The sequence below is a fragment of the Marinobacter adhaerens HP15 genome (assembly GCF_000166295.1).
Taxonomy (GTDB): domain Bacteria; phylum Pseudomonadota; class Gammaproteobacteria; order Pseudomonadales; family Oleiphilaceae; genus Marinobacter; species Marinobacter adhaerens.
The window spans coordinates 4,390,641-4,410,421 of record NC_017506.1; the positions used below are offsets into that span (position 1 = coordinate 4,390,641).

At 52.1% G+C, this 19,781-nt stretch carries 20 protein-coding genes; 17 read left to right on the forward strand and 3 right to left on the reverse strand.

Annotation, left to right across the window (positions count from 1 at the left end; all coding sequences use genetic code 11):
- Nucleotides 1-179: 179 nt before the first annotated feature.
- From HP15_RS23090 to HP15_RS20510, 5 genes are all read left to right on the forward strand, one after another.
- Nucleotides 180-698: a transglycosylase domain-containing protein gene (locus HP15_RS23090; RefSeq protein ID WP_041645999.1), complete on the forward strand. Its 519-nt coding sequence runs from the start codon at nt 180-182 to the stop codon at nt 696-698.
- Nucleotides 676-1,344: a hypothetical protein gene (locus tag HP15_RS20495; protein WP_014579262.1), complete on the forward strand. Its 669-nt coding sequence runs from the start codon at nt 676-678 to the stop codon at nt 1,342-1,344. The genes HP15_RS23090 and HP15_RS20495 overlap by 23 nt, the downstream gene beginning before the upstream one ends.
- Before the next feature lie 92 nt (nt 1,345-1,436).
- A complete protein-coding gene (locus HP15_RS20500; RefSeq protein WP_014579263.1) occupies nt 1,437-2,294 on the forward strand; it encodes a restriction endonuclease in 858 nt (285 codons plus the stop codon).
- Between the two features lie 92 nt (nt 2,295-2,386).
- Nucleotides 2,387-2,806: a J517_1871 family lipoprotein gene (locus tag HP15_RS20505; protein WP_049784509.1), complete on the forward strand. Its 420-nt coding sequence runs from the start codon at nt 2,387-2,389 to the stop codon at nt 2,804-2,806.
- A gap of 93 nt (nt 2,807-2,899) precedes the next feature.
- Nucleotides 2,900-3,628 (forward strand): hypothetical protein, encoded by a 729-nt coding sequence (locus HP15_RS20510; RefSeq protein ID WP_169702198.1) that lies wholly within the window; start codon nt 2,900-2,902, stop codon nt 3,626-3,628.
- 428 nt (nt 3,629-4,056) lie between these two features.
- On the opposite strand, the gene HP15_RS20515 is transcribed toward HP15_RS20510, so the two are convergent.
- On the reverse strand, nt 4,057-6,759 hold the full coding sequence (locus HP15_RS20515; RefSeq protein ID WP_014579266.1) for a tetratricopeptide repeat protein: 2,703 nt from the start codon (nt 6,757-6,759) through the stop codon (nt 4,057-4,059).
- 65 nt (nt 6,760-6,824) lie between these two features.
- Entirely contained in the window at nt 6,825-7,436 is a 612-nt protein-coding gene (tmk, locus tag HP15_RS20520) for a dTMP kinase (protein ID WP_041646001.1), read from the reverse strand.
- A 43-nt stretch (nt 7,437-7,479) separates the two neighbouring features.
- Here tmk and HP15_RS20525 point away from each other — a divergent pair, with 43 nt between their 5' ends.
- The 10 genes from HP15_RS20525 to HP15_RS20570 all read left to right on the forward strand — a co-directional run bounded on the left by HP15_RS20525 (nt 7,480) and on the right by HP15_RS20570 (nt 16,431).
- On the forward strand, nt 7,480-8,940 hold the full coding sequence (locus HP15_RS20525) for a B12-binding domain-containing radical SAM protein (RefSeq protein WP_014579268.1): 1,461 nt from the start codon (nt 7,480-7,482) through the stop codon (nt 8,938-8,940).
- Nucleotides 8,941-9,736: 796 nt separating this feature from the next.
- Nucleotides 9,737-10,015, forward strand: coding sequence for a type II toxin-antitoxin system RelE/ParE family toxin (locus HP15_RS20530; RefSeq protein ID WP_011786639.1), 279 nt, complete (start codon nt 9,737-9,739; stop codon nt 10,013-10,015).
- A 12-nt stretch (nt 10,016-10,027) separates the two neighbouring features.
- Nucleotides 10,028-10,342 (forward strand): HigA family addiction module antitoxin, encoded by a 315-nt coding sequence (locus HP15_RS20535; protein ID WP_041646003.1) that lies wholly within the window; start codon nt 10,028-10,030, stop codon nt 10,340-10,342.
- A 161-nt stretch (nt 10,343-10,503) separates the two neighbouring features.
- Nucleotides 10,504-11,118 carry a tyrosine-type recombinase/integrase gene (locus HP15_RS20540; protein WP_014579271.1) on the forward strand — a complete coding sequence of 205 codons (615 nt, stop codon included), beginning with the start codon at nt 10,504-10,506 and terminating at the stop codon, nt 11,116-11,118.
- A gap of 301 nt (nt 11,119-11,419) precedes the next feature.
- Nucleotides 11,420-12,514, forward strand: coding sequence for a MerR family transcriptional regulator (locus HP15_RS20545; protein WP_014579272.1), 1,095 nt, complete (start codon nt 11,420-11,422; stop codon nt 12,512-12,514).
- 161 nt (nt 12,515-12,675) lie between these two features.
- A complete protein-coding gene (locus tag HP15_RS20550) occupies nt 12,676-13,128 on the forward strand; it encodes a cupin domain-containing protein (RefSeq protein ID WP_041646005.1) in 453 nt (150 codons plus the stop codon).
- Nucleotides 13,129-13,424: 296 nt separating this feature from the next.
- Nucleotides 13,425-13,910, forward strand: a complete 486-nt coding sequence (locus HP15_RS20555; protein ID WP_041646007.1) for a DUF3592 domain-containing protein — start codon at nt 13,425-13,427, stop codon at nt 13,908-13,910.
- Nucleotides 13,911-14,093: 183 nt separating this feature from the next.
- The gene (locus HP15_RS20560; protein ID WP_041646010.1) at nt 14,094-14,561 is read left to right on the forward strand and encodes a hypothetical protein; all 468 of its coding nucleotides are present in this window, start codon (nt 14,094-14,096) and stop codon (nt 14,559-14,561) included.
- Nucleotides 14,562-15,140: 579 nt separating this feature from the next.
- A complete protein-coding gene (locus tag HP15_RS21755) occupies nt 15,141-16,148 on the forward strand; it encodes a GGDEF domain-containing protein (protein ID WP_049784510.1) in 1,008 nt (335 codons plus the stop codon).
- Between the two features lie 13 nt (nt 16,149-16,161).
- Nucleotides 16,162-16,431, forward strand: coding sequence for a hypothetical protein (locus tag HP15_RS20570; protein ID WP_014579277.1), 270 nt, complete (start codon nt 16,162-16,164; stop codon nt 16,429-16,431).
- An 85-nt stretch (nt 16,432-16,516) separates the two neighbouring features.
- Here HP15_RS20570 and HP15_RS20575 read toward each other — a convergent pair whose 3' ends face one another.
- A complete protein-coding gene (locus HP15_RS20575; RefSeq protein ID WP_041646011.1) occupies nt 16,517-17,620 on the reverse strand; it encodes a substrate-binding domain-containing protein in 1,104 nt (367 codons plus the stop codon).
- 135 nt (nt 17,621-17,755) lie between these two features.
- Between HP15_RS20575 and HP15_RS22060 the strand changes: the two genes are divergently transcribed.
- Together HP15_RS22060 and HP15_RS20585 are read left to right on the forward strand one after the other, a co-directional pair.
- Nucleotides 17,756-18,232, forward strand: coding sequence for a formate dehydrogenase subunit gamma (locus HP15_RS22060; RefSeq protein WP_014579279.1), 477 nt, complete (start codon nt 17,756-17,758; stop codon nt 18,230-18,232).
- A 2-nt stretch (nt 18,233-18,234) separates the two neighbouring features.
- Nucleotides 18,235-19,773 (forward strand): formate dehydrogenase beta subunit, encoded by a 1,539-nt coding sequence (locus tag HP15_RS20585; RefSeq protein ID WP_014579280.1) that lies wholly within the window; start codon nt 18,235-18,237, stop codon nt 19,771-19,773.
- The last annotated feature ends 8 nt before the right edge of the window (nt 19,774-19,781 follow it).

Genomic DNA, 19,781 nt, shown 5'->3' on the forward strand with positions numbered 1-19,781 from the left:
CTGCAGCCGACTGGTTTTCTGCTGCTCCAAACCGGCGGCGGAGCCCGGGCGTTAGATTGCCTTCCAGCAGGATGCTCTATATGAAAACACTTGCAAAGCTATGGCGAGAAGTACGGTCAGCGAGTTCAGTTGCACTTGCAGAACTGGAATCCGCACCTGGACCTAAACCAACTTCTCAGATGTGCGAATTTCTAATCCTTGGGGAGGATCAACGTATTGAGCTACACATGGGGGTCGACCCAATCGCACTGATGAGGAGTGTTTGGATGACTTGCGTCCACCGAAGACGTCAAGGCGGATCGACAGTTGCCATGCAGTTGGTGCGTACATTGACACAGAGGTATGAGCGAACGATATGGCGCAAAATCAGCGAAATTGTCCTAGCAGTGCGTCTCACATATACGTTTGATCGGAAGGACATTGCCCGTATTTATCTATGGGTGGCCTACTACGGCTGGAACATGCACGGATTCCAGCAGGCTTTCGAGGGGATCTCGAAGGCCACTGGCAACGACTCAAAAATCGGCGCGGCGAATCTTGTGGCGCGCCTTAAATACCCACAACCACGTCATCTAGATGAACGGCAACTCGGTCGAATTAGCCGCAGAGTTCACCATCTTCTCGCGCTTGATTCGGGCTCTACAAAACGCGGTACTTTCTCAGGCATTGCAAATCATGGAACCATTTCGAATTCCTGATCCGCTTCGTAATCTTAGAGGCGCACATCCAGAAGCGGAGGCGGTGCTCGCAGCCGCACGTAGTGGTGGCAATAGCTCATGTGTCGCATTGGCGCGCCTATGGCTGACGGAAGGAATCCCATATGCGTTCGCTGAATGCCCGGCGGTTTTCGAGGTGCTGCGCGGATGGTTGGCGACCCGGCTTGACGTCGATCCTAAAGAAATCTCGCTTACGGGAAGCGCCAGAATCGGCAGCTCGATCTCTCCTGGTAAACAAGGAATTAAGTTCTCGCCAAGTTCCGATCTTGACTTATTTGTCGTGTCAGAATCACTGTTCGGAAAGTTACGGGATGAATTCAACCAATGGACTTACGAGTTCGATGGTGGGATCGTCAAAGCTGCGAATTCTCGGGAGCACGCTTTCTGGAAGGACAATGCCGCGCGCGGAATCGGGCTTTTGGCCCGAGGATTTATTGATCAAAAAATGATCCCAAATCTGTCCAATTATCCGACTGTAAAGAGCATTAGCCAGGGTATGTGGCTGTTGACAGAAAAACTCCGGCTAACTGACGGGGCGCCAACGCCAACGCACGCATCCATCCGCTGCTATAGATCTTGGAACCATGCAATTCAGCAGATCTCACTGAACCTAGGAAGCATAGCGTGAGTCGTTGGAGGAACTGGCATCTAACAAGTGAATCCAGGTGACGACTACGGCGCACCTGATTCAAGCATTAGCTCTAAAAAATTAGGATAGAGATGGACTGGAAAGAATACGAAAAGGAGATTTTCGACCATTTTAAGGGCCAATACCCGACCGCCGAGATTAGCTTGGATGCACGGAAAACCGGACTGTATTCAAAGGCTGAGCGCCAAATCGACATTTTGATCGAGCAATACGTAGCTGGAAACCGGATCACCATCGCTATTGACGGGAAATATCTGAATAAGAAGGTCGATGTCAAAGCAGTCGAAAGCTATATCGGCATGCTTGAGGACATTGGAGCCCACAAAGGCTTGCTAGTCTCGAAAGAGGGATTTTCGGAGGCAGCATACAACAGAGCACATTTCGGGCCCACCGAAATTGAATTGGACATCCTTAACTTAGAAGAACTTAGACACTTCCAATCGTATGGTGCGATTCCATATGCTGGAGACTGTGGTGCTTTAATTCCTGCTCCATTTGGCTGGGTTGTCGATATTCAAACCACACCTGCCTGGCTGGCGACGGTCTATCAGCAAGGCCGCACACTAGATGACGCCATGAAAGATGGTGAATTCATGTATGTTCAGTTCTGGAATCGCCGACAGGGCGGCCATGAGCTAGGGGACTTGCTAAACCTTCAAAAGGAAAATCTGCTGAAAGTTGATCCGGAATGCGTGATCGAATTTCTACCAACGATTAAACGAAAAGACGCCGAAACGAAGCTTCGGGTTGCTCATGTAAGTCAATATCCATCGCCAGAATACACGGGATTTGTACAGTTTACGGATTTTATTTTCTTCTGTGTCTTGTTCTCTCCAGAAAATAGGTCAAAAAGCAACATCCGGAAATTAGAAAACATCATGGAAGCGGTGAGACCTATTAAAATTGAACAACATAAAGCTAACCAGTAGCGCAAGCTGACCGCTTTTCCGGCGCAGTAGCGCCTCCAAATCGGCCGCTTCGCATGGCGTTATGTGGTTTGGGCCTCAGAAAAGGGAGTTTTATGAACGTTTTTAAGCACGGCTTGGTTGCTTGTTTTTTAATCGCTCTCGCCGGGTGCCAATCACCCATGAGTGACATGATGAACAATAACTTTGTGGCTATCACGCCTGAGCCAGTGCCTGAAGGTCTTGCGGGTTCATGGACAGGTAATATGGGTCCTTACCTTGTCACTATGAAATGGCAGTCCGATGGGCATGGTTTGTTCTGCTATTCCTACGGCACCGCTGACGTCCTACAGAAATTAAAATTTTCCGGGGGCAAGATACAGATTCAGGACGGCACCAAGCTGATACTGAAGGAGCAGAATCCTGAATCCATTACGGTCTATGCTCCCTATGCTGCCGGCAAAGACACGGTCCTCCTCACCGATCCGGACTATAAAAATGCCTCGGGCTTCTGTGCCAAGGCGGTAAACACATAACCAGTCGCACCAGGACACAGTCTGTGGCCGCTGGACGCCCATGACTGGTCAGCGTCATGTTTTTCTATAAATTTGACTCAATTTCAGCTAACCGTGCTAGGAAAAGCCTCAAAAACCAGAGGCTACGGGGGCTATGCTGCTGCATCCTGTAGGAGGCACCTAGAAAGAGCATGGGAGCTCAGGGAGAGGATGCCCGAGGTTTCGGTATTTTTGGCAATTACTGCGGAAGAGGAAGCGGCCACGGCTATTTTTCATGCTCTCAGAAAACGAAAGTATGATCACGCGGATAAACTCAAGGGTTGGGATCATAGATACAAAGCAGGTGTTTACCCCTTTCTTAGGCTAATTGGGGACGTCCTCAGTCCTCCAGAGGGCTCTCTGCCTCTTACACTCTATTTCGACGAAGAGGATAAGGCCAAAGCCGATATTCTTAGAATTAGAATGCCAATTAGTGTTAAGGATGGGCTGCAATTCTATTTGATTCCTGAGCCACCTTTAGGTCTGGTTTCGACAGGCCCAGATGGAAAAGTCAGGGATTACGCCAAAGAAGTCAGAAGCGTTGCCTCCGAAAAGGGTATTGAGTCTATTTATAAATATATAAAGGGATTGGCGAATGAAAGGAATAAAATGCTTTACGCCACGGACTCTTCGCTCCCAAAAGTTGAAGATGCAAGCGCGGCATATAAGCGACATTCCGGTGCAGCACTATTGAACTTAATCATATACCTTCTTATTGAGCCGCATAAGAAACAGAGCCTTCCGCAAGAGGCTCTTGATGCATATCTGAGAATTCTTAACAGGATCGAAGAGAACGAAACATAACCAGGCAATGCACGCGACGAGCGGGTGCATTGCGGCGTTGACCGCCCATCCTGAATGTCCGCTTTGCGACCGAGCCGAGCTAAACAAAAGCGAACATTCGCGTCAGGGCTTTCCTCCAGAGCCTCCAAATTAATCATAGCCGTTTCATCCAGTATGGTTGGAGGAGCAAATTGCAGACGCTGAATGATTACATGGCAGATATGGTAATGCTCGGCTAACGTACTTTTTTATCGATTTATGTGCAGCGCGATTAGTGGTTCAAAGTAAGTAAAAATGACGCGGGTGCTCTCAACCTTCGTGTGTCTCAGGATCAGTTGCACCTTCATCAGAATCCTCGTGTGCAGGTAACTCAGTAAAGCTTTCATGCGACGCACTGTGTGCGTACCATTCTTGCCCAAGCCATTCACAAAATTTCGGACGCGCTAAGGTCAGAATTCGGAAAACTGCTCAAGAAGACCGGGGTTGGTTGTGTGCCGACGGCCCTCAGCGATGTCATCTGCTGGATCCTGATGTAGTGCGACCTTCACCTTCACGCGCTGCAGAAGGAAGCTGCTCCGGTATTTTTCGTTTACGCCGATTGCCCCCGTGACGGAGTCGTTAACGAGATCAAGAGCTTCCTGGAACTTACTCAGCTCAAGTTTCACCTGCGACAAATTATGAGCCAACCAGATCCAGCCGCTCTTGTCTTCGATTGCCTCAAGGATAGCCTCTGCCTCCTCGTAGCGGCCAAGTTTATAAAGCGACTCTCCCCATTTGCGTTTCTGATAGGGGTTGGGGGCCTTCAGAGTCTCGAACGCTTCTAGAGCGCGGTTCAGGTAAGTGGGGTGGTCATCGACGCTTGCTGCGAGCAGCATGATCTCTGCGTAGCTGCCGCGGCTCTGGTCATCGTCCAGCATCAACGGTGTAGGTTCAGGCAGACGCGCCAGTACATTCTGGACCCGCTCCGGCGCATGCCAAACCAGCGCGCGGACGAAGCTCGCGACAGAGTGATAGCCTTGCGGTATGCCGATCGCAGCACTGTACAGCGCTTCCGACAGAAATAACTCTTCATGCTGTTCGATGAGTTCGCCAGCCCAAGTTTGACGCGCGCCATTGAGTGCATCGCCTAGTGCCATCAGCAGTGAGGGAGACACGCTGCCGTTGTCCTGTTTCGTAGCGATGATTTCTGATGCATAACGCTGTGCCGTCTCATAGCACTGATGCCTGCGGCTGCAAGATCGCACCAGTTGAAGTTTGGCTTCATTCAGGGAATAACTGGCGACCACCTCTTGGAACAAGTGCTCGGCTTCGGAATGCTTCCCCAAGCTACGGAGTGTCTTTGCATGATGGTACTTGATTTCTGCGGCTTGACGGGCATCGAGGTCAACCATGGCTGCAAGGTCGTCATAGGCTTGCACGATCGTCCCTAGCCATTTTATCGCAGCCTCTTCCCCTGATATATGCCGGAAATAGCGCTCCTTAGCTTCGATTGACTCGAGAACTACCAGGATCGCGACCTCGTTTTTAGCCGCGCTCAGCGACCTGAGCCGATTTGCATCTTCCAGTGGGTTGGGCAGCAATTGGTTCTGAATGGCGCTGCCCATCCAGACCATCGACAATGCGTAGAGAAAGGCCGGACGCCGATCACCTTTCTCGACATTTCTGGCAATCTTGTCCTTCAGCTGCGATGCGATCAGCTGCAGGCCATGTCCATGCCCACGGATTTGCTGGAGAATGAACTCATCGAGCTTACTATCGATTTGTCTCGCCTTCTCGTCGGTTAGCCAATTCAACGACTTCAGCGCCGTGAAGACGATATCGTGGATTCGGATTGACGCTTCACTTTCAGGCGCGGTCAGCCCGTGACGCTCGAACGCTCTCAAGCGTAGCGGTCCAACAACGAACTTGAAGAACGCGCGATCGCAGTGGCTCTGGCCCGCCCATTGGAACAAACACAGCTCTTCCTCTAGTGCCGGTTTCAACCGTCCTAGAATACGGTCAGCGAGCCTTGCGCCGCCAACCGGCAGTTTGGCTACGTTGACGCAGTCCTCGGCAAGATCGCTCCACGAAACGCCCTCGTGCGCGGCGGCATTAAGCATCACTAGGCTAAGAGGATGGCCGCCGACTGCGCGCCAGATAGTCTGGAACGCCTTTTTGGACGGCTGGGTTTTTAGCCCTTTGCCGAGCAGTTCGCGAGCCAGCGTCTCCTCCATGGTAGGCATAGCGAATGCTCCAGGTGAGGGTGTTTGCCGTGTGATCAGAATCCGAGAGTTCGGCCCACACAGTGCGGCTAGTTGGTCGATCGCGAGACTCGAGCTGGCATTGTCTATAACTAGGAATGTGCGGTTTCTGCGCAGCAGGGCGCTGACATTACGCTCAGCACCGCCGCGCTGAACCGGGACCGACGAGAGTCGCTCGACACCGTCGATGTCGCGACCGCTGACCCAAAACCTGTATTCGAAATAGCATTCGTTGCGCAGTAGACACGCGGCTGCGGCTTGCGACTTCCCAATGCCGCCAATGCCGCCGATCTCAACACACGCCGTTTTTTCGAGCCTCCGATCAAGTTCAGTGTCGACTGCGCTATTTGGTACGTAAAGAGCGCTTATTGGCGGCGCGCGCAACGAGGCAGGGTGGTCATCTCGAATATCGGCCAGAACTGGCAGATGCTGGGCAAGGTCGTCGATTGCGTCGTCCCGCAGCATCAGCGTATCGATGATGGCCTCAGCGATCGACCGGCTATCCATGAGATGGAGGTGTCTCCCATTCATCCGTGTCTGCTGTAATGCTGTGTTGACCATCGCTTCGATTACGCCGGTTTGCGCACGCTGGGAGCTCAGAAGATAGATGTCCTCGGCGCGCGGCGCTAGGGATAGGGTGTGATCGAGATCCCCCCAAGGCTTGGTCATCGCACCGGAGAAGTATCCCTGCACGATCGAAGCCTCGACGACCAGGCTCCCATCTTCCGACACGGCATCTAGCGCACCACCGACTGGGCTGCCGCCGACCGACGACCCTCGATGTACGAGCTTCACATCGCGCAGATACTCAATAAACACGACCCCGAACCGCTCGAAGATCGAGCCCGGCGCCAAGATGCCAAGCGAGTCAATCACTCGCTGGATAAGCAGATTACGGGTCTGCGGGTTCATGGAAAGCTCCGGGTTTCAGATCTATCGCGATGGGCGACGGTCGCTAAGTGTGTTGCCGGAGGTTGTCATAGCAAAGGTTCGACTAAGCGCCAGATGTCTCGCGCCACCCCATCCGGTGACTGATTTGCGTCGATGACATGGCAGCGTTCCGGCTCCTGGTGTGCCACCGCGATGAGAGCTTCGCGGATGACTGCGAAATCCCGCGCCGCTTCCGCCGGGTCAAGAACGCCGTCGCGGCGCTGCTCCCGCCGGCCATGAGCTACGGCAAGGGGAAGGTCTAGGATAATCGTAAGATCTGGGAGTGTGGGGCCCACGACAATGTCGCGGGTCGACCGGAACAGCAGGTGGAGATCAGCATCGGACACCGCGACTTGAAGAGCGTAAGTCGAGTCGATGAAGCGATCAGAGATGACCCACTGGCCACTAGCTAATGCTGGCCGGATAACACTGCGCACATGATCAAATCGGGCAGCGCTTACCAGCAAGAGCTGCTCTGTCGGAGCGAGTGGTCGGTCAGAGTGCGTTAGAATCGCACGGACCTCTGCCCCCAAATGGCCTCCATCCGGTTCCTTTGTCTGTAGTACCGATTGGCCGATATCTCTAAGATGCTCAACAAGTAGTTTAACTTGCTCGGTCTTCCCGCTACCGTCAATGCCCTCGATACTAATAAATGGCATGCAAATCCTTCATTAATAAAAATCAAACACGCAATGGTGTTTAATGAATCGCTCGAATACAGTTACATTCGTATCTGCCGGTATGTTATCGCCCAAGAAGCGCGATCATATACTTGCGCGCCGGCAACTCTATCTTAATTACGGTGCATTATCGCTGGCAACGACCCTAGATACCATGGGAACCTCCACCTTGTTGGTGCACGGCGAGCACCGCGAACCCGCCGATGTCCTAGACATGTTGCTGGATAAAGGAGTATTTCCGTCTCGGTTGCCGATAATGCTATCCATCCCCAGCTTCTACGCTCTACCATGGGCGCAGACTTTTTGCAGGCTAGTGCGCGACATTGATCCGGACGCTAGGGTCATTGTCGGTGGGCGTTGGGTAGTCGGCCCGGATCCTGACTGGTTGCACGCGAAACTACCAGAGGCTGATTTGTTGGTTCCCGGTCTGGCAGAACCGCTAATAGCGAGCCTGCTCACGAACGCGCCGGACCTACGCCTCCTGCCTGCCTCGAAGCCAGATGTCGTCCTAAACCATACCTTGGTATCAGGCTTCGAGCGCTATCAACCGAGCATTGAGGCATCACGTGGTTGTGGTATGGGGTGCTCGTTCTGCGAAGAGCGGGATATCCCTCTAGAGAAGTTGGGTGAACCGCAGCAGTTTGCTAGAGCGCTTGCGGCAGTTTCTAGTCAGTATGGGGACAGCGAGATTCGGCCCTATTTTCAATCATCGATGTTCGTCCCCAATGAGAAATGGGCCACCGGTCTAGCGAAAGCATTCCAAGCCGACGGCCTCAATGTGGCGTGGCGGACGGAGAGCCGCGTCGATGTCCTTACGCCTGAAACGATTGCCTGTCTTGCCGGGGCAGGATTGAAGGTGCTCGATCTGGGGCTCGAGACGGCCTCCCCGACGCAGATTCTAAACATGCGCAAATCCCGCCATCCGGACCGCTACCTTGAGCGAGCGTCTATTTTGCTTAAGGCGTGCAGCGATCACGGTATCGCCGCCAAGGTCAATGTCTTGCTTTACGCCGGGGAAACGACCAAGACTCTTGAGGAAACGCGTTCGTTTCTCGATGATCACAAGAGTTCTATTGCCGGAGTTTCGGTTGGCCCAGTCGTGGCGTATGGCCCACCGAAGACCGCGAATATTCTTCTGAATGAGTGGTCGAGGAGCGGTGCTACGCCGGTCGACCCAAGTAGCGCGAACGACAGCGGGATATCAATGATTCATCTCAGTCATGATTTTGACGCAAAATCGGCTGAGGCCGCGAGCTTGCATTTGTCTAGGCGCTACATGGATGCAAAGGCATATTTTTACCTGAAGAGCTTCTCATATTATCCGCGCGATTACGCGCGCGCAGACTTCGACCGTGACGTTGCTGCAAGCGATACATCGCAGTTGCCGTTTCGCACAGCCGAAGGAATAACAGGGGCAGACACTCGAGAAAAAGCCACACACAGGGGGCAGGCCTCCCTTGCAGTGACTGAGCAAGTTCGTTAAACAGATATGTAAGAATATAGAACACCTAAAAGATTCCTTGCCCCCCCTTCGCTTTTAGGGCTCTCTGGCGGAATGAGTGGAATCATCCCCAATTCCATTCTCCAGCGGAATGGAGGCTAATTATAAATGTCAGCCTGGCAGTGGCGGCTACCAGCGGGGCCAGAGAAACGAGGCACAGGTACTCGGAAAAGGCCCAGGGACAGGCACTGACGGGAAGCGGTGGGGCCGTCAGCCGAAAATTTGGTCTGGGTCTGGTAGCGTGAAGCATAAGTTCATTTGTCGCATCCTGCGGGGTGTTTTCGATCAAAGTGAATCCACAAATCCGGGTGCCGAGATGTGGAGCAGCCGGTCAAGTTGGTAGCCAGAGATCGAAGTATGCTGTTGTCTCGCACTAACCAGGCCAGTCATACGACGGCTTTTCCATTCCGCCTTCGGCTCCCTTCCAAAGCCGCGTATGCTGAGCGACGTTAATCGTCCTACCTGAATGTACGCTTTGCGACCAAGCCCGAGCAAACAAAAAGCGAACATTCAGCGGACCGGGGTAAGTCCACAGTGCGATTGACCTGCCCCCAATTATTGAACCGCTTACTGCCTGGTAAGTTTGGTTTGTTTTTTCCTGGCCCGTTTTCGCGGGCCTTTTTGTATGGTTCGCAAGTGCAACCGGATGATGCGTTTTCGTGGTAAACTGCAACACTCCCGCCAAGTGTTTTCTTGACTCCCCATATTATAAAAATTTGTGTTATTATAACCAAATCGTATTTCACGTTTAACGTGCAGCGTTATAAGGTGGGTGATCATGATCAAGAGCTTTAAGTGCAAGCACACAGAGGAGCTTGTAAAAACAGGTAAGACTCGGCGTTTCAATGCAATCCAGCGAACGGCCGAGCGTAAGTTACAGCAGCTGCTAAGCGCTGAAGCTCTTAAAGATTTAAAGTCTCCGCCCGGGAATAGACTTGAGCCGCTTTCTGGAGACAGAGAGGGGCAACACAGCATCCGGATCAATGACCAGTGGCGGTTGTGTTTCCGCTGGACAGATGAAGGGGCGGAAGACGTGGAGATTGTTGATTACCACTAAGGAGGTCGCGCAATGGTTACTGTAGGTATGCGCCCTATCCATCCAGGAGAGATTTTACTTGAGGATTACCTTGAGCCTCTTGGCATGAGTGTGAATGCGCTTTCAAAAGAACTTTATGTTCCTGCACAGCGCCTGAACGAGATTGTTCGCGAGCGTCGTGGTGTGTCCGCGGATACGGCCATGCGTTTGGCCCGTTACTTTGGGACTACCGAGCAGTTTTGGCTCAATTTGCAGACTGACTACGATCTGCGCCGTGCCCGTGAGGAGAAAGCCGACCAAATCAATAAACTGATTACGCCTCGTAAGCCTGGCCATCACGCTGCCTGAACTCTACTCTTTGCCGCTCTTGGTCTCCAAGACGTAAGCGATCGCCGAGGTTCTCCCTTCAGCGCTGGCTGATCGGGGTTCGCTCTACTTAAGCCTGGCCAGCAGAAAACAGGCTTTTTAACCATACTTATGGTTCCTATCCCTCAAAAGAGGGCTACACCATGACATTTCCAATTGGCAAATCTCCCTGGAATAAGGGAAAGCTCGTGGGCCAAAAACTTCCTCTCAAACTGGAACAGATCTGGGCTATACGTATTCGATTAGAAATCGCAAAGAACATCCGCGAGTTGGCGATGTTCAACATGGCGATTGATTGCAAACTCCGATCCTGCGATATGGTTAAGCTTCTGGTTCGAGATATTTCCAGAAACGGAGAGGTACTGGATAGGGCCCAAGTCATTCAGCAGAAAACCAGTCAACCTGTCCAGTTTGAGATAACGAAAAAGACGCGCGAATCGGTTGAAGCGTGGATCAAATTGCGCGGTCTTACAGGTATGGATTATCTGTGGCCGAGTCGGATGAGACAGTTTGACCACATCACTACTCATCAATATGCCCGTCTCGTCAAAAAATGGATTACCAGCATTGGACTTGATCCTTCAGTCTACGCAACCCACTCAATGCGACGTAGCAAAGCGACATTGATCTACAAGAAGACCAAGAATCTTCGAGCGGTGCAGTTGCTATTGGGACACACAAATATGTCCAGTACCGTGCGATACCTTGGTGTCGAGGTGGAGGATGCTTTGGAGATCGCGGAGAGTATTGAGATTTGATGGGGTAAAGCTGCCCTCAAGCGTAGATTACTGGTGATCGAAGCTTCTCTCGGAGTCAGGCGATGAGCAATTTCGGGCTCTGCCAGGGCCCCTCCATTGCCTAAACAAAAGCGGACATTGGCCTGGCTTTCGGGAAATTGTAGGCTGACTCAAAACCACGTTCATTGTTGACCCGTCTATAACTTCATAGTTTACCTTCTATCTGTAGTAGCAAAGTTGGGGGTGTCATGTATCGAATCTCAGAGCTGGCTGCACAGCTCAATCTATCCCGATCAACTTTGTTGTATTACGAAAAAAAGGATTGATCACTGGCAAGCGTCAGTCGAACGGATATCGATTTTACGGGGAAAAGGACCTCCAGCGCCTTCGACTGTTGCAACAGCTACAAGCCGGGGGGCTGAGCCTTCAGGAGTGCAAGGACTGCCTCGATGGCAAGCTCGATAGAGGCATGCTGCAACGCCGAATGGTGCAGTTGAATGCTGAGATCGAAGCAAAGCAGAGAGCCAGTCGCCTGCTTTCTGCATTGCTCGGTAAAGGCTCGTTGCGTGCCTGGCACCAGGTAACTGACCGGGTCGCACCCGACGCCTACCTAGATTGGATTAAACAGCAAGGCTTCAGTGAGCGGCAAGCCCTGCATTTGAAATGGTTATCTAAAGATATGAATCAACATGACCAATACATGGCCGACTTTATGGCCGTTTTCCAGGGCCTTGACCGTTGGGGACCAGGTTCTGAAGAAGATACTGTTAAAGCTCTGGCCCGAGTGCCTATCGTACCAACTCAAGTTGTTGATATCGGCTGTGGCAAGGGCCTTGCCACTATCATACTTGCCGAAAAGACAAAGGCTCAGGTCGTGGCCGTGGACAATGAAGCAAGCGCAATAGAGGCGTTGAAACAACGGCTTGTTGAGCAAGGCCTTCAAGACCGAGTGAGAACCGAATGCGCAAGTATGACGGATTTGCCATTCCAGACTGGCAGCTTCGATCTCGCTTGGGCAGAAGCGTCGGCCTACGTTATGGGCTTTGAGAAAGCGCTTACAACCTGGAAAAAACTCTTGAAGCCAAAAGGCTGCATCGTGGTGAATGATTTGGTTTGGCTGACAGACACGCCAAGTCAGACCGCCGTGGACTTTTGGCATCAAGAATATCCTGACATGCAATCAGTTACTTTACGTGAGCAACAAATCCGGCGGGCGGGATATACGGTAATTGATCATTTTTCCCTGAGCCAGCAGGCATGGGCAAATTGTTATGAACCTTTGCGTTCACGCCTCAATGAATTGAAGCCTCAGATGGCCGAGTCGACGGCACTGGCCGACATTGATCGAGAAATTGGAATTATTGACCAGTATCTCGGTGAGTTTGGTTATGAGATGTTCATCTTGCAGGTCGATTAAACAGAACGGCTTGCTCCATCTCGAATGTCCGCTTTGCGACCGATTGCCCTATTTGGAGGAAGAAACCCACTTCTTGAGTCATACTTAAAGGCCCCGCCCTGAATAGGGGTTGTACGGCCTCCCGTCACCCTCTATCAACCAACCTCACGAGAGGCAATGGTATGACTCACTTCAACCTATTACTCCCAATCACCCTGACGATGCTCGTTCTTGTGCCCACCGTCGGTGCACAAGATCAAGAAGCACAGCCGCTTCTCTACCAGACAGGCGACCCCACCGAATGGCCTCCCGAGCTGGACGCAGTCATCGCCGCGCCGGAAAATCACACAGTGCTCCTGGAAAACGAGCGAGTGCGCGTGTTCGAAGTTACCCTCGCCCCCGGTGAACTGGAGAACCTGCACCATCACCGTTGGCCCAGCGTTCTTCACATCACGGAGGCGGGTCACTTCATTGACCGCAACGCGGACGGCGAAGTCATCTTCGACTCCAGGGAGATGAGCGGGCCGCTAACGTTGCCGCTGACGATGTGGAAGGATCCGGAGGCTCCTCATTCCGTCGAGAACCTGAGTACTACGCAGAGGCTCAGGCTCCTCCGGGTCGAATTGAAGCAGTAGGGGGCGCTAATTCGGCAGGCCGGGGTTCTGGCGGCGCTCTCTCAGAGCTTCGCCACCAAGCCGTCTGACCAGTCGCTTAGGCGCCGTTCCGGCCGTAAGCCGCCACTGAGCGCCCTAATCAGGGAGCTCTTAAGCTTATGCGTTCGGATTAAAACCTGAATGTTTGCTTTGCGACCGCCGGTTACGAATAAATAGCGGTCAATTATTTGCGCACCGCAACGAAAAGCAATTCGTTTTATCCTTCCAGAAAATATGGAAAATAGAAATATCGATCCTGGACCAACAGAGCGAACAGCGTGGAATACCTCGTTTCGATGTGGGAGCTGGCTAAAGCCGGTGATAAGCAAGGTGTCGTATTTTTCATCGCCCTTTACTGCTTTTTGATAATGAGTCTTTCACTCATAGGCCAGTTGAGAATGCGACAGTGGCCTTCAGTCAGAGGCAAATTGCTGGATGGCGGCACCCGCACCTTCGGCGGGAGCGATCGATATGACGCTGATACTCGATATGTTGTTAGCGCGCTCTATGAATATGAGGTCGATGGCAAAAGGTATCAGGGCAAACGTGTCTCACCTTGGATCTTCGTCACCAATCGAAACGCTAGGGGTATTCTCGATCATCAGTTCAAAAGTGTGGATCGGCACGGGGACTTAATTAAGATTTTCTATAACCCGAACAACCCGAAGAAAAGCACACTGTTAAAGCCCGGTAAATTCGGACTTTGCGTATCTTTCGCAATTTGGATAGGCCCGCTGCTAGCCTACGGGGCGTCTTTTCATTAAACCTCGCCGATGATGCCGGCAGCTGAAACTGAGATCTGAACGTCCGCTTTGCGACCTGACCTCCTCAAATTTAAAAGGCGGGCGTTCCCGCCTCTGACCTTTCGGTCCATTTAGGGCGCCCCTGGGCAGGTGATAAGCCTGAATAGTCCATTTGCAAGAGTCGCTGGGAGAAAATACGACCAGATGTTTAGCATAATTGATTTTCTAATCGCCTCAACCTTCATCTGCATGGTTATGGCTTTAGTCGTCTGGTCGCAGGTCAAACCAGATTCAAAGGCCGATAAACAGGATCCTGAGATACGTGCTCAGCGGGCAGCCGCATTTTTTGCGCAGGCCGGCCATTGGGCAAGCTCGGCAGTAAACTTCGTCATAGGTGTTTTGCTTGGGGTCGCAATCAACGACTTGGTTCGATTGATGTTTACCGGGGCCTGGGCTGCAGTATTTAGCATTGTCGTCTTGTCTGCTGCACTGTTTTTTATCGTTTTTTTGCATGACCGATTGGGTAGAAAACTCTTTCCGACTGGGATTCGGCCAGCTCGTGAACCAAAGGGAGTGAGTAAAAAACCGCTGTTTCGGCGTCTTAGTCTGCCTACAGGTCTTGTTCTTGGGGTTGTCGTCGCCAGTCTCGGCCTGGATGATTGGCTCTTATGAGGTCTCCATTGACCCGAAGTGGCTGCGCTATCGAGATGGTGAGGTGAATCCGTGAAAGGGTCCCGTTACTGGGTGGTTATGCACCGGCCTGAAGTGACCGGGTAACAGCAAGGCACCATACAGGCACAGCCAAATAAAAAAGGCCTGCGTTTTCACGCAAGCCTTCGAAAATAATGGCGCGCCCGATAGGATTCGAACCTATGACCTTTGCCTCCGGAGTGCACTCTTCTTTGGTGTTCTAAGGAGGGGTTAATCGACTTAATTTGAGGTGGTTCAAATGGTTAGGTTTCAAGTTGCGCCTTCTAGAAAACCCTTTTAATACCAATGTTTACACGATTAACGCCGAATCTGGGCACAGGGTTGTCCGGTTAGAGTTGGCAAAAACCTACCATAGCGACCGCTGCCCTCGACCCTTGATTTCGTACTTTACTCGCCCAGTTTTACTTAAACAACTACCTGAATTTTGTCCGGTTGCAGCTGCGTTGAATTGGACATAGTTCAGCCAATTTGGACTTACATCCTAGGAGCAAAAACGAATACTACTCGTAAATTCCTGTCAAACATGGTCAATGATTGACCATGTTTTGGGCTGAAGCCTATATAATCCTCTCCTTTCCATTACCGCCGTCTTTGTTTCGTGCTGATTTCAGCACCTGTGAGTACCTGTTTTTGAATACTTACAACCTGCCCACTCTTTCCGATTACAAATGGTTCCTGAATACTCTTCCCGAAGCGGCCCTTGTCGTTGACGATCGCGGTGAAATCCTTATTGCTAATGAAATGGCCAAGCGGGTATTCAAATCCAACGGTGATAGCTTCCACGCAAAGCATGTCTGGGAACTCATTCCAGTTGAGAAGCGCGAAGGTCACGACGATAAGATGGCGAGCTTTCATAAATCTCCAGAGAAGGAGTCACGGATCGCAAATTCTGCGTTGGAAGCTGTGCGAGGGGACGGGACACGCTTCGCCATCGTTATTATTCTGAGGCAGATTACGTTAGCGTGCGGAAGTTACACCCTGGCGATTTGTCAGGATGTATCTGAGCAGCGTTACCTTGTGACCGGGTTGCGGAATGAACTGGACCAGGAACGACTGCTTGCCCGGACAGATCCCCTTACGTCGATTGCTAACATTCGGAGCTTTCGGGCAGAGCTTGAACGCTCCATCGAACGTCTTTCTCGCTACGGTCGACATTTCACGCTAATCAGTATTGATCTGGACAACTTCAAGCCGATTAACGATGAATACGGTCATGCAGAGGGAGACAAAGTGCTCATAGACGTGGGGGATACTCTCAAGTCTGGCCTTCGTAGCGGCGACTTCCCGGCACGCATCGGTGGCGACGAATTTGCGGTGTTGCTTCCTGATACGGATTTCGACGCGGCCAGGAAGTTTATCCCGCGCCTGGTCGAGACCCTGGAGAACAAGATGAAGAAGAATGACTGGCCGGTGACGTTTTCACTTGGCGTGGTGACCTTCAATGAAACACCCGGTCGAGTCGATAAAGCCCTGATGGTGGCTGATGAAACCATGTACCTCGCGAAACGGTCTGGCAAGAACAGAGCCGCAATGCGCACTTTTCAGTAAGGCCTCCAGTCAGTTGAGCCAGAAAAAGCCGGTAGAGATGAACGCCAGTGTGGCATCTGCAACAGAGGAACAAACCGAAGTGGTTGAAAAGATCAACCAGAACATCACTCAAATTAATGATCTGGCCGGCCTGAGTGCCGATCGCTCTAGAGCTATTGATGGTATAAGCGACTCGCTTGAGAGGTATGCCAAGGAACTTGAAAATCGGACAGGAAAGTTCAATTTGGCAGTTCGGTTCTTGAGGATTAGGGGCGATGCTCGGCCCCATCCCACCATCTCTTAAATTTGATATTGCCCCGGGCTTCTTCAAATATTCGTGATCTTTTGCCGCTATGGTCCATCCGTCTGACCACGTCCGTATTCGGGCGTCAAGGGGCAACATGATTGCTCGGAACGTAACCTTGATTCTCGCTCAAGAGCTCATCGAAGGTTGTGATTTCTCCGGGCGAGTCGGGACAGTAGCCCGGTAGGTTTTCTACCGAATCCAAGACCGACTTTGATTGGATTAAGCCGATCAGATCTTGAACAGTCGCAAGTTTAAGATTCTCCTCTCGACATGCTAGAAGGTAGTGTTCTTCAGCAAGCTCTGAGAAAGAAAGTCCAAATTGATTCGCCGCAGCTTCCACTCCGAAACCAACATCTGCCATGCCAGCAGCTACACAGGCGGCAATGGCGGTGTGAGTGTATTCATAATGCGATGTGCAGTTCACTGCACCTAGGGTCAGCTTCTCTCGCTCCATAAGTAAGTCGAATAGGATGCGCGTCCCAGAATGCGTATCGCGACGAATGAACAGTGCATTAGACTCCGTTAGCTCTTTAAGAGACTTTAAGGGGCCGACGCTCGGTTTCATCATTAAGCCTTCCTTACGCTTAACAAACCGAATCAATTTCAATTGAGCCCTGTTTAACTCGCTCTCATAGTGATCTAGAACACGCTTGGCCAGAAATGGGCACGTTGGGAAGTGGAAACTTGAGATGTCGCATCGACCATTCAACAAGTCAAGCAGTGCTTCCTGAGGGTTTCGGTATTGGAGGTTAATTTCAACTTGGTCATTGTGTTGAGGTAGCAGTGATATGGCATAGCCGTGACTGGCATTAATCCGAAGTACTGCATTGCGCCCAGCCACCACTTTTTGAATCTCATCATTAATTTCTGAAGCCATGCTGTCGAGCTGAGGGCCAAGCCGCGCTCTAACTCTTTGTTCGGCCAGTAACACCCGTTCCCCAAGATCCGATAATCGAGTCCCCCTGCCTCTTTGCCGTACTACGATGGGAAACTCCAAAGCTTCGCCTAATTGGTGCAGCAGGTTCCAGGCATGGCGATATGATATCCCTGCAAATTTTGCGGCTTCAGTTAGCTTTTCTGTCTCCCGAACCGCTTGTAGGAGAGGAAATATCGCAGGGTCGAGTTGGCTGGCATGAGTTGTATGGATAGCCCACGCTGGGAAAACAGAAAGTTTAGGTATAGCCATGCATATTGGGCTTCTTTTTAATGAGTGATAAGGTTCTTTTGTTGCATTTAATACTACTAAATAAGAACAAGTGTGCATATATGCGGTGCGAATTTTAACTCCATCGCCTTAGGCATAGCGAGAGAGATGTCAGTCATGATCGAGCGGATAGTTGAAGGCTTGAAACATAAGCCCGGGGCACTTTTGCCTATTCTCCACTCTGTGCAGGATCATTTTGGGTATATCCCGGAGAGTTCTGTCCCAATTATCGCAGAGAAGCTTCAGTTGAGCCGGGCTGAAGTGCATGGGGTTATCAGCTTCTATCACCACTTCCGGAGCCATCCGGTAGGTTGCAGAGTGGTTCATGTTTGCCGCGCGGAAGCATGTCAGGCCATGGGGGGGCGAACACTTGAAGAGCATATCAAAGCCCGCTTGGGAGTGGACTATCACGGTACATCTTCGGACAACGAGTTTACCCTCGAACCGGTTTATTGCTTGGGTAACTGCGCTTGCGCACCTTCGATCCGTGTTAACGATGACATTCATGGTCGGGTAACCCCGCAGAAGTTTGATCGCCTGGTGGACGAGCTCACCACCACTGCACTGGATTTTGTGCAAGCGAAGGGGCATTGATTATGTTGAAAAGAATCTACGTGCCCTGTGATACCACTGCATTGTCGATGGGCGCGGACAAGGTGGCAAAGTTAATAGAGCGTCATGCCAATGCCCGTGGCCTTGAGATCGAGTTGGTGCGCAACGGTTCCCGCGGACTGTTCTGGCTGGAGCCGTTGGTAGAAGTTGAAACCGATTCGGGCCGCATTGGTTTCGGCCCGGTAGAGGCGCATGACGTTGATGCGCTTGTCGATGCCGGTTTGTTCGAAGGAAAGTCTGACCATCCGCTATGCCTTGGCATGGTGGAAGACATTTCTTACCTCAAGCTCCAGCAGAGGCTGACATTCTCCCGCATTGGCATCACGGATCCGCTGTCGATTGCAGACTACCGGTCCCACGGCGGATTCGTCGGTCTGGAGCAGGCCGTCTCCCTGTCGCCTCAGGCAATTGTTGATGAAGTGAAGGCTTCCGGTCTGCGCGGTCGCGGTGGCGCTGCTTTTCCTACCGGCATCAAGTGGCAGACCGTACACGATGAGCCCTGGCAGCAACAGAAGTACATTGTCTGCAACGCCGACGAGGGAGATTCCGGAACCTTTGCAGACCGGCTCGCCATGGAATGCGACCCCTACATGCTGATTGAAGGCATGACCATCGCCGGGCTGGCAGTGGGGGCGACACAGGGATTCATTTATCTGCGTTCGGAATATCCTGTGGCTCACCGTATTCTGAATGAAGCGATCAGTCGTGCCGAAGCCGAAGGTTATCTGGGCCGGGATGTCAGAGGCAGCGGTCGTGCTTTCAACCTGGAAGTGCGGCTAGCGGCGGGCGCCTACATCTGCGGTGAGGAAACCTCGCTTCTGGAAAGTCTGGAAGGCAAACGCGGCCTGGTTCGCGCAAAGCCGCCCCTGCCTGCGATCAAAGGGCTATTCGGCCAGCCTACAGTAGTCAATAACGTACTGTCGTTCGCCGCTGTGCCATTCATTCTTGCAAAAGGCGGCCAGACCTACGCTCATTACGGAATGGGTAAGTCCCGGGGTACGCTGCCCATCCAGTTGGCGGGCAACATTCGAAGGGGCGGTCTGATCGAACTTGCATTCGGGGTCAGCCTGAGAGAGATCCTGGAAGACTTCGGTGGTGGCACTTTCACTGGCCGCCCCATGAAAGCGGTTCAGGTGGGCGGCCCGCTGATGGCCTACATGCCGCAAAACCAGTGGGATACGCCGATGGATTACGAAGCCTTTGCCCAACTTGGCGCAGGCATCGGCCATGGCGGCGTGGTGGTCTTTGATGACACGGTGGATATGGGCGAGCAGGCTCGGTTCGCCATGGAGTTCTGCACCGTGGAGTCCTGCGGAAAGTGCACACCCTGTCGGATCGGTTCAGTGCGTGGTCTCGAAGTGATCGACCGAATTCGTGCTGGCGAGAGCCCGGAGGCCAACCTGGTTCTGCTGGAGGAGCTGTGCGAGACCATGGTGGATGGCTCCCTATGTGCCATGGGCGGTATGACCCCATTCCCTGTACAGAGTGTGATGAAATATTTTCCGGACGACCTGACGGCCTGACCAACGCG

Bases quoted from the DNA above. Each gene is read 5' to 3' on its own strand.
- HP15_RS20525 (WP_014579268.1), top strand. From the start codon at position 7,480: ATGAATCGCTCGAATACAGTTACATTCGTATCTGCCGGTATGTTATCG.
- HP15_RS20505 (WP_049784509.1), top strand. From the start codon at position 2,387: ATGAACGTTTTTAAGCACGGCTTGGTTGCTTGTTTTTTAATCGCTCTC.
- HP15_RS20575 (WP_041646011.1), bottom strand. From the start codon at position 17,620: ATGGCTATACCTAAACTTTCTGTTTTCCCAGCGTGGGCTATCCATACA.
- HP15_RS20550 (WP_041646005.1), top strand. From the start codon at position 12,676: ATGACTCACTTCAACCTATTACTCCCAATCACCCTGACGATGCTCGTT.
- tmk (WP_041646001.1), bottom strand. From the start codon at position 7,436: ATGCCATTTATTAGTATCGAGGGCATTGACGGTAGCGGGAAGACCGAG.
- HP15_RS20560 (WP_041646010.1), top strand. From the start codon at position 14,094: ATGTTTAGCATAATTGATTTTCTAATCGCCTCAACCTTCATCTGCATG.
- HP15_RS21755 (WP_049784510.1), top strand. From the start codon at position 15,141: ATGTTTTGGGCTGAAGCCTATATAATCCTCTCCTTTCCATTACCGCCG.
- HP15_RS22060 (WP_014579279.1), top strand. From the start codon at position 17,756: ATGATCGAGCGGATAGTTGAAGGCTTGAAACATAAGCCCGGGGCACTT.
- HP15_RS20500 (WP_014579263.1), top strand. From the start codon at position 1,437: ATGGACTGGAAAGAATACGAAAAGGAGATTTTCGACCATTTTAAGGGC.
- HP15_RS20515 (WP_014579266.1), bottom strand. From the start codon at position 6,759: ATGAACCCGCAGACCCGTAATCTGCTTATCCAGCGAGTGATTGACTCG.
- HP15_RS20495 (WP_014579262.1), top strand. From the start codon at position 676: ATGGAACCATTTCGAATTCCTGATCCGCTTCGTAATCTTAGAGGCGCA.
- HP15_RS23090 (WP_041645999.1), top strand. From the start codon at position 180: ATGTGCGAATTTCTAATCCTTGGGGAGGATCAACGTATTGAGCTACAC.
- HP15_RS20585 (WP_014579280.1), top strand. From the start codon at position 18,235: ATGTTGAAAAGAATCTACGTGCCCTGTGATACCACTGCATTGTCGATG.
- HP15_RS20530 (WP_011786639.1), top strand. From the start codon at position 9,737: ATGATCAAGAGCTTTAAGTGCAAGCACACAGAGGAGCTTGTAAAAACA.
- HP15_RS20540 (WP_014579271.1), top strand. From the start codon at position 10,504: ATGACATTTCCAATTGGCAAATCTCCCTGGAATAAGGGAAAGCTCGTG.
- HP15_RS20535 (WP_041646003.1), top strand. From the start codon at position 10,028: ATGGTTACTGTAGGTATGCGCCCTATCCATCCAGGAGAGATTTTACTT.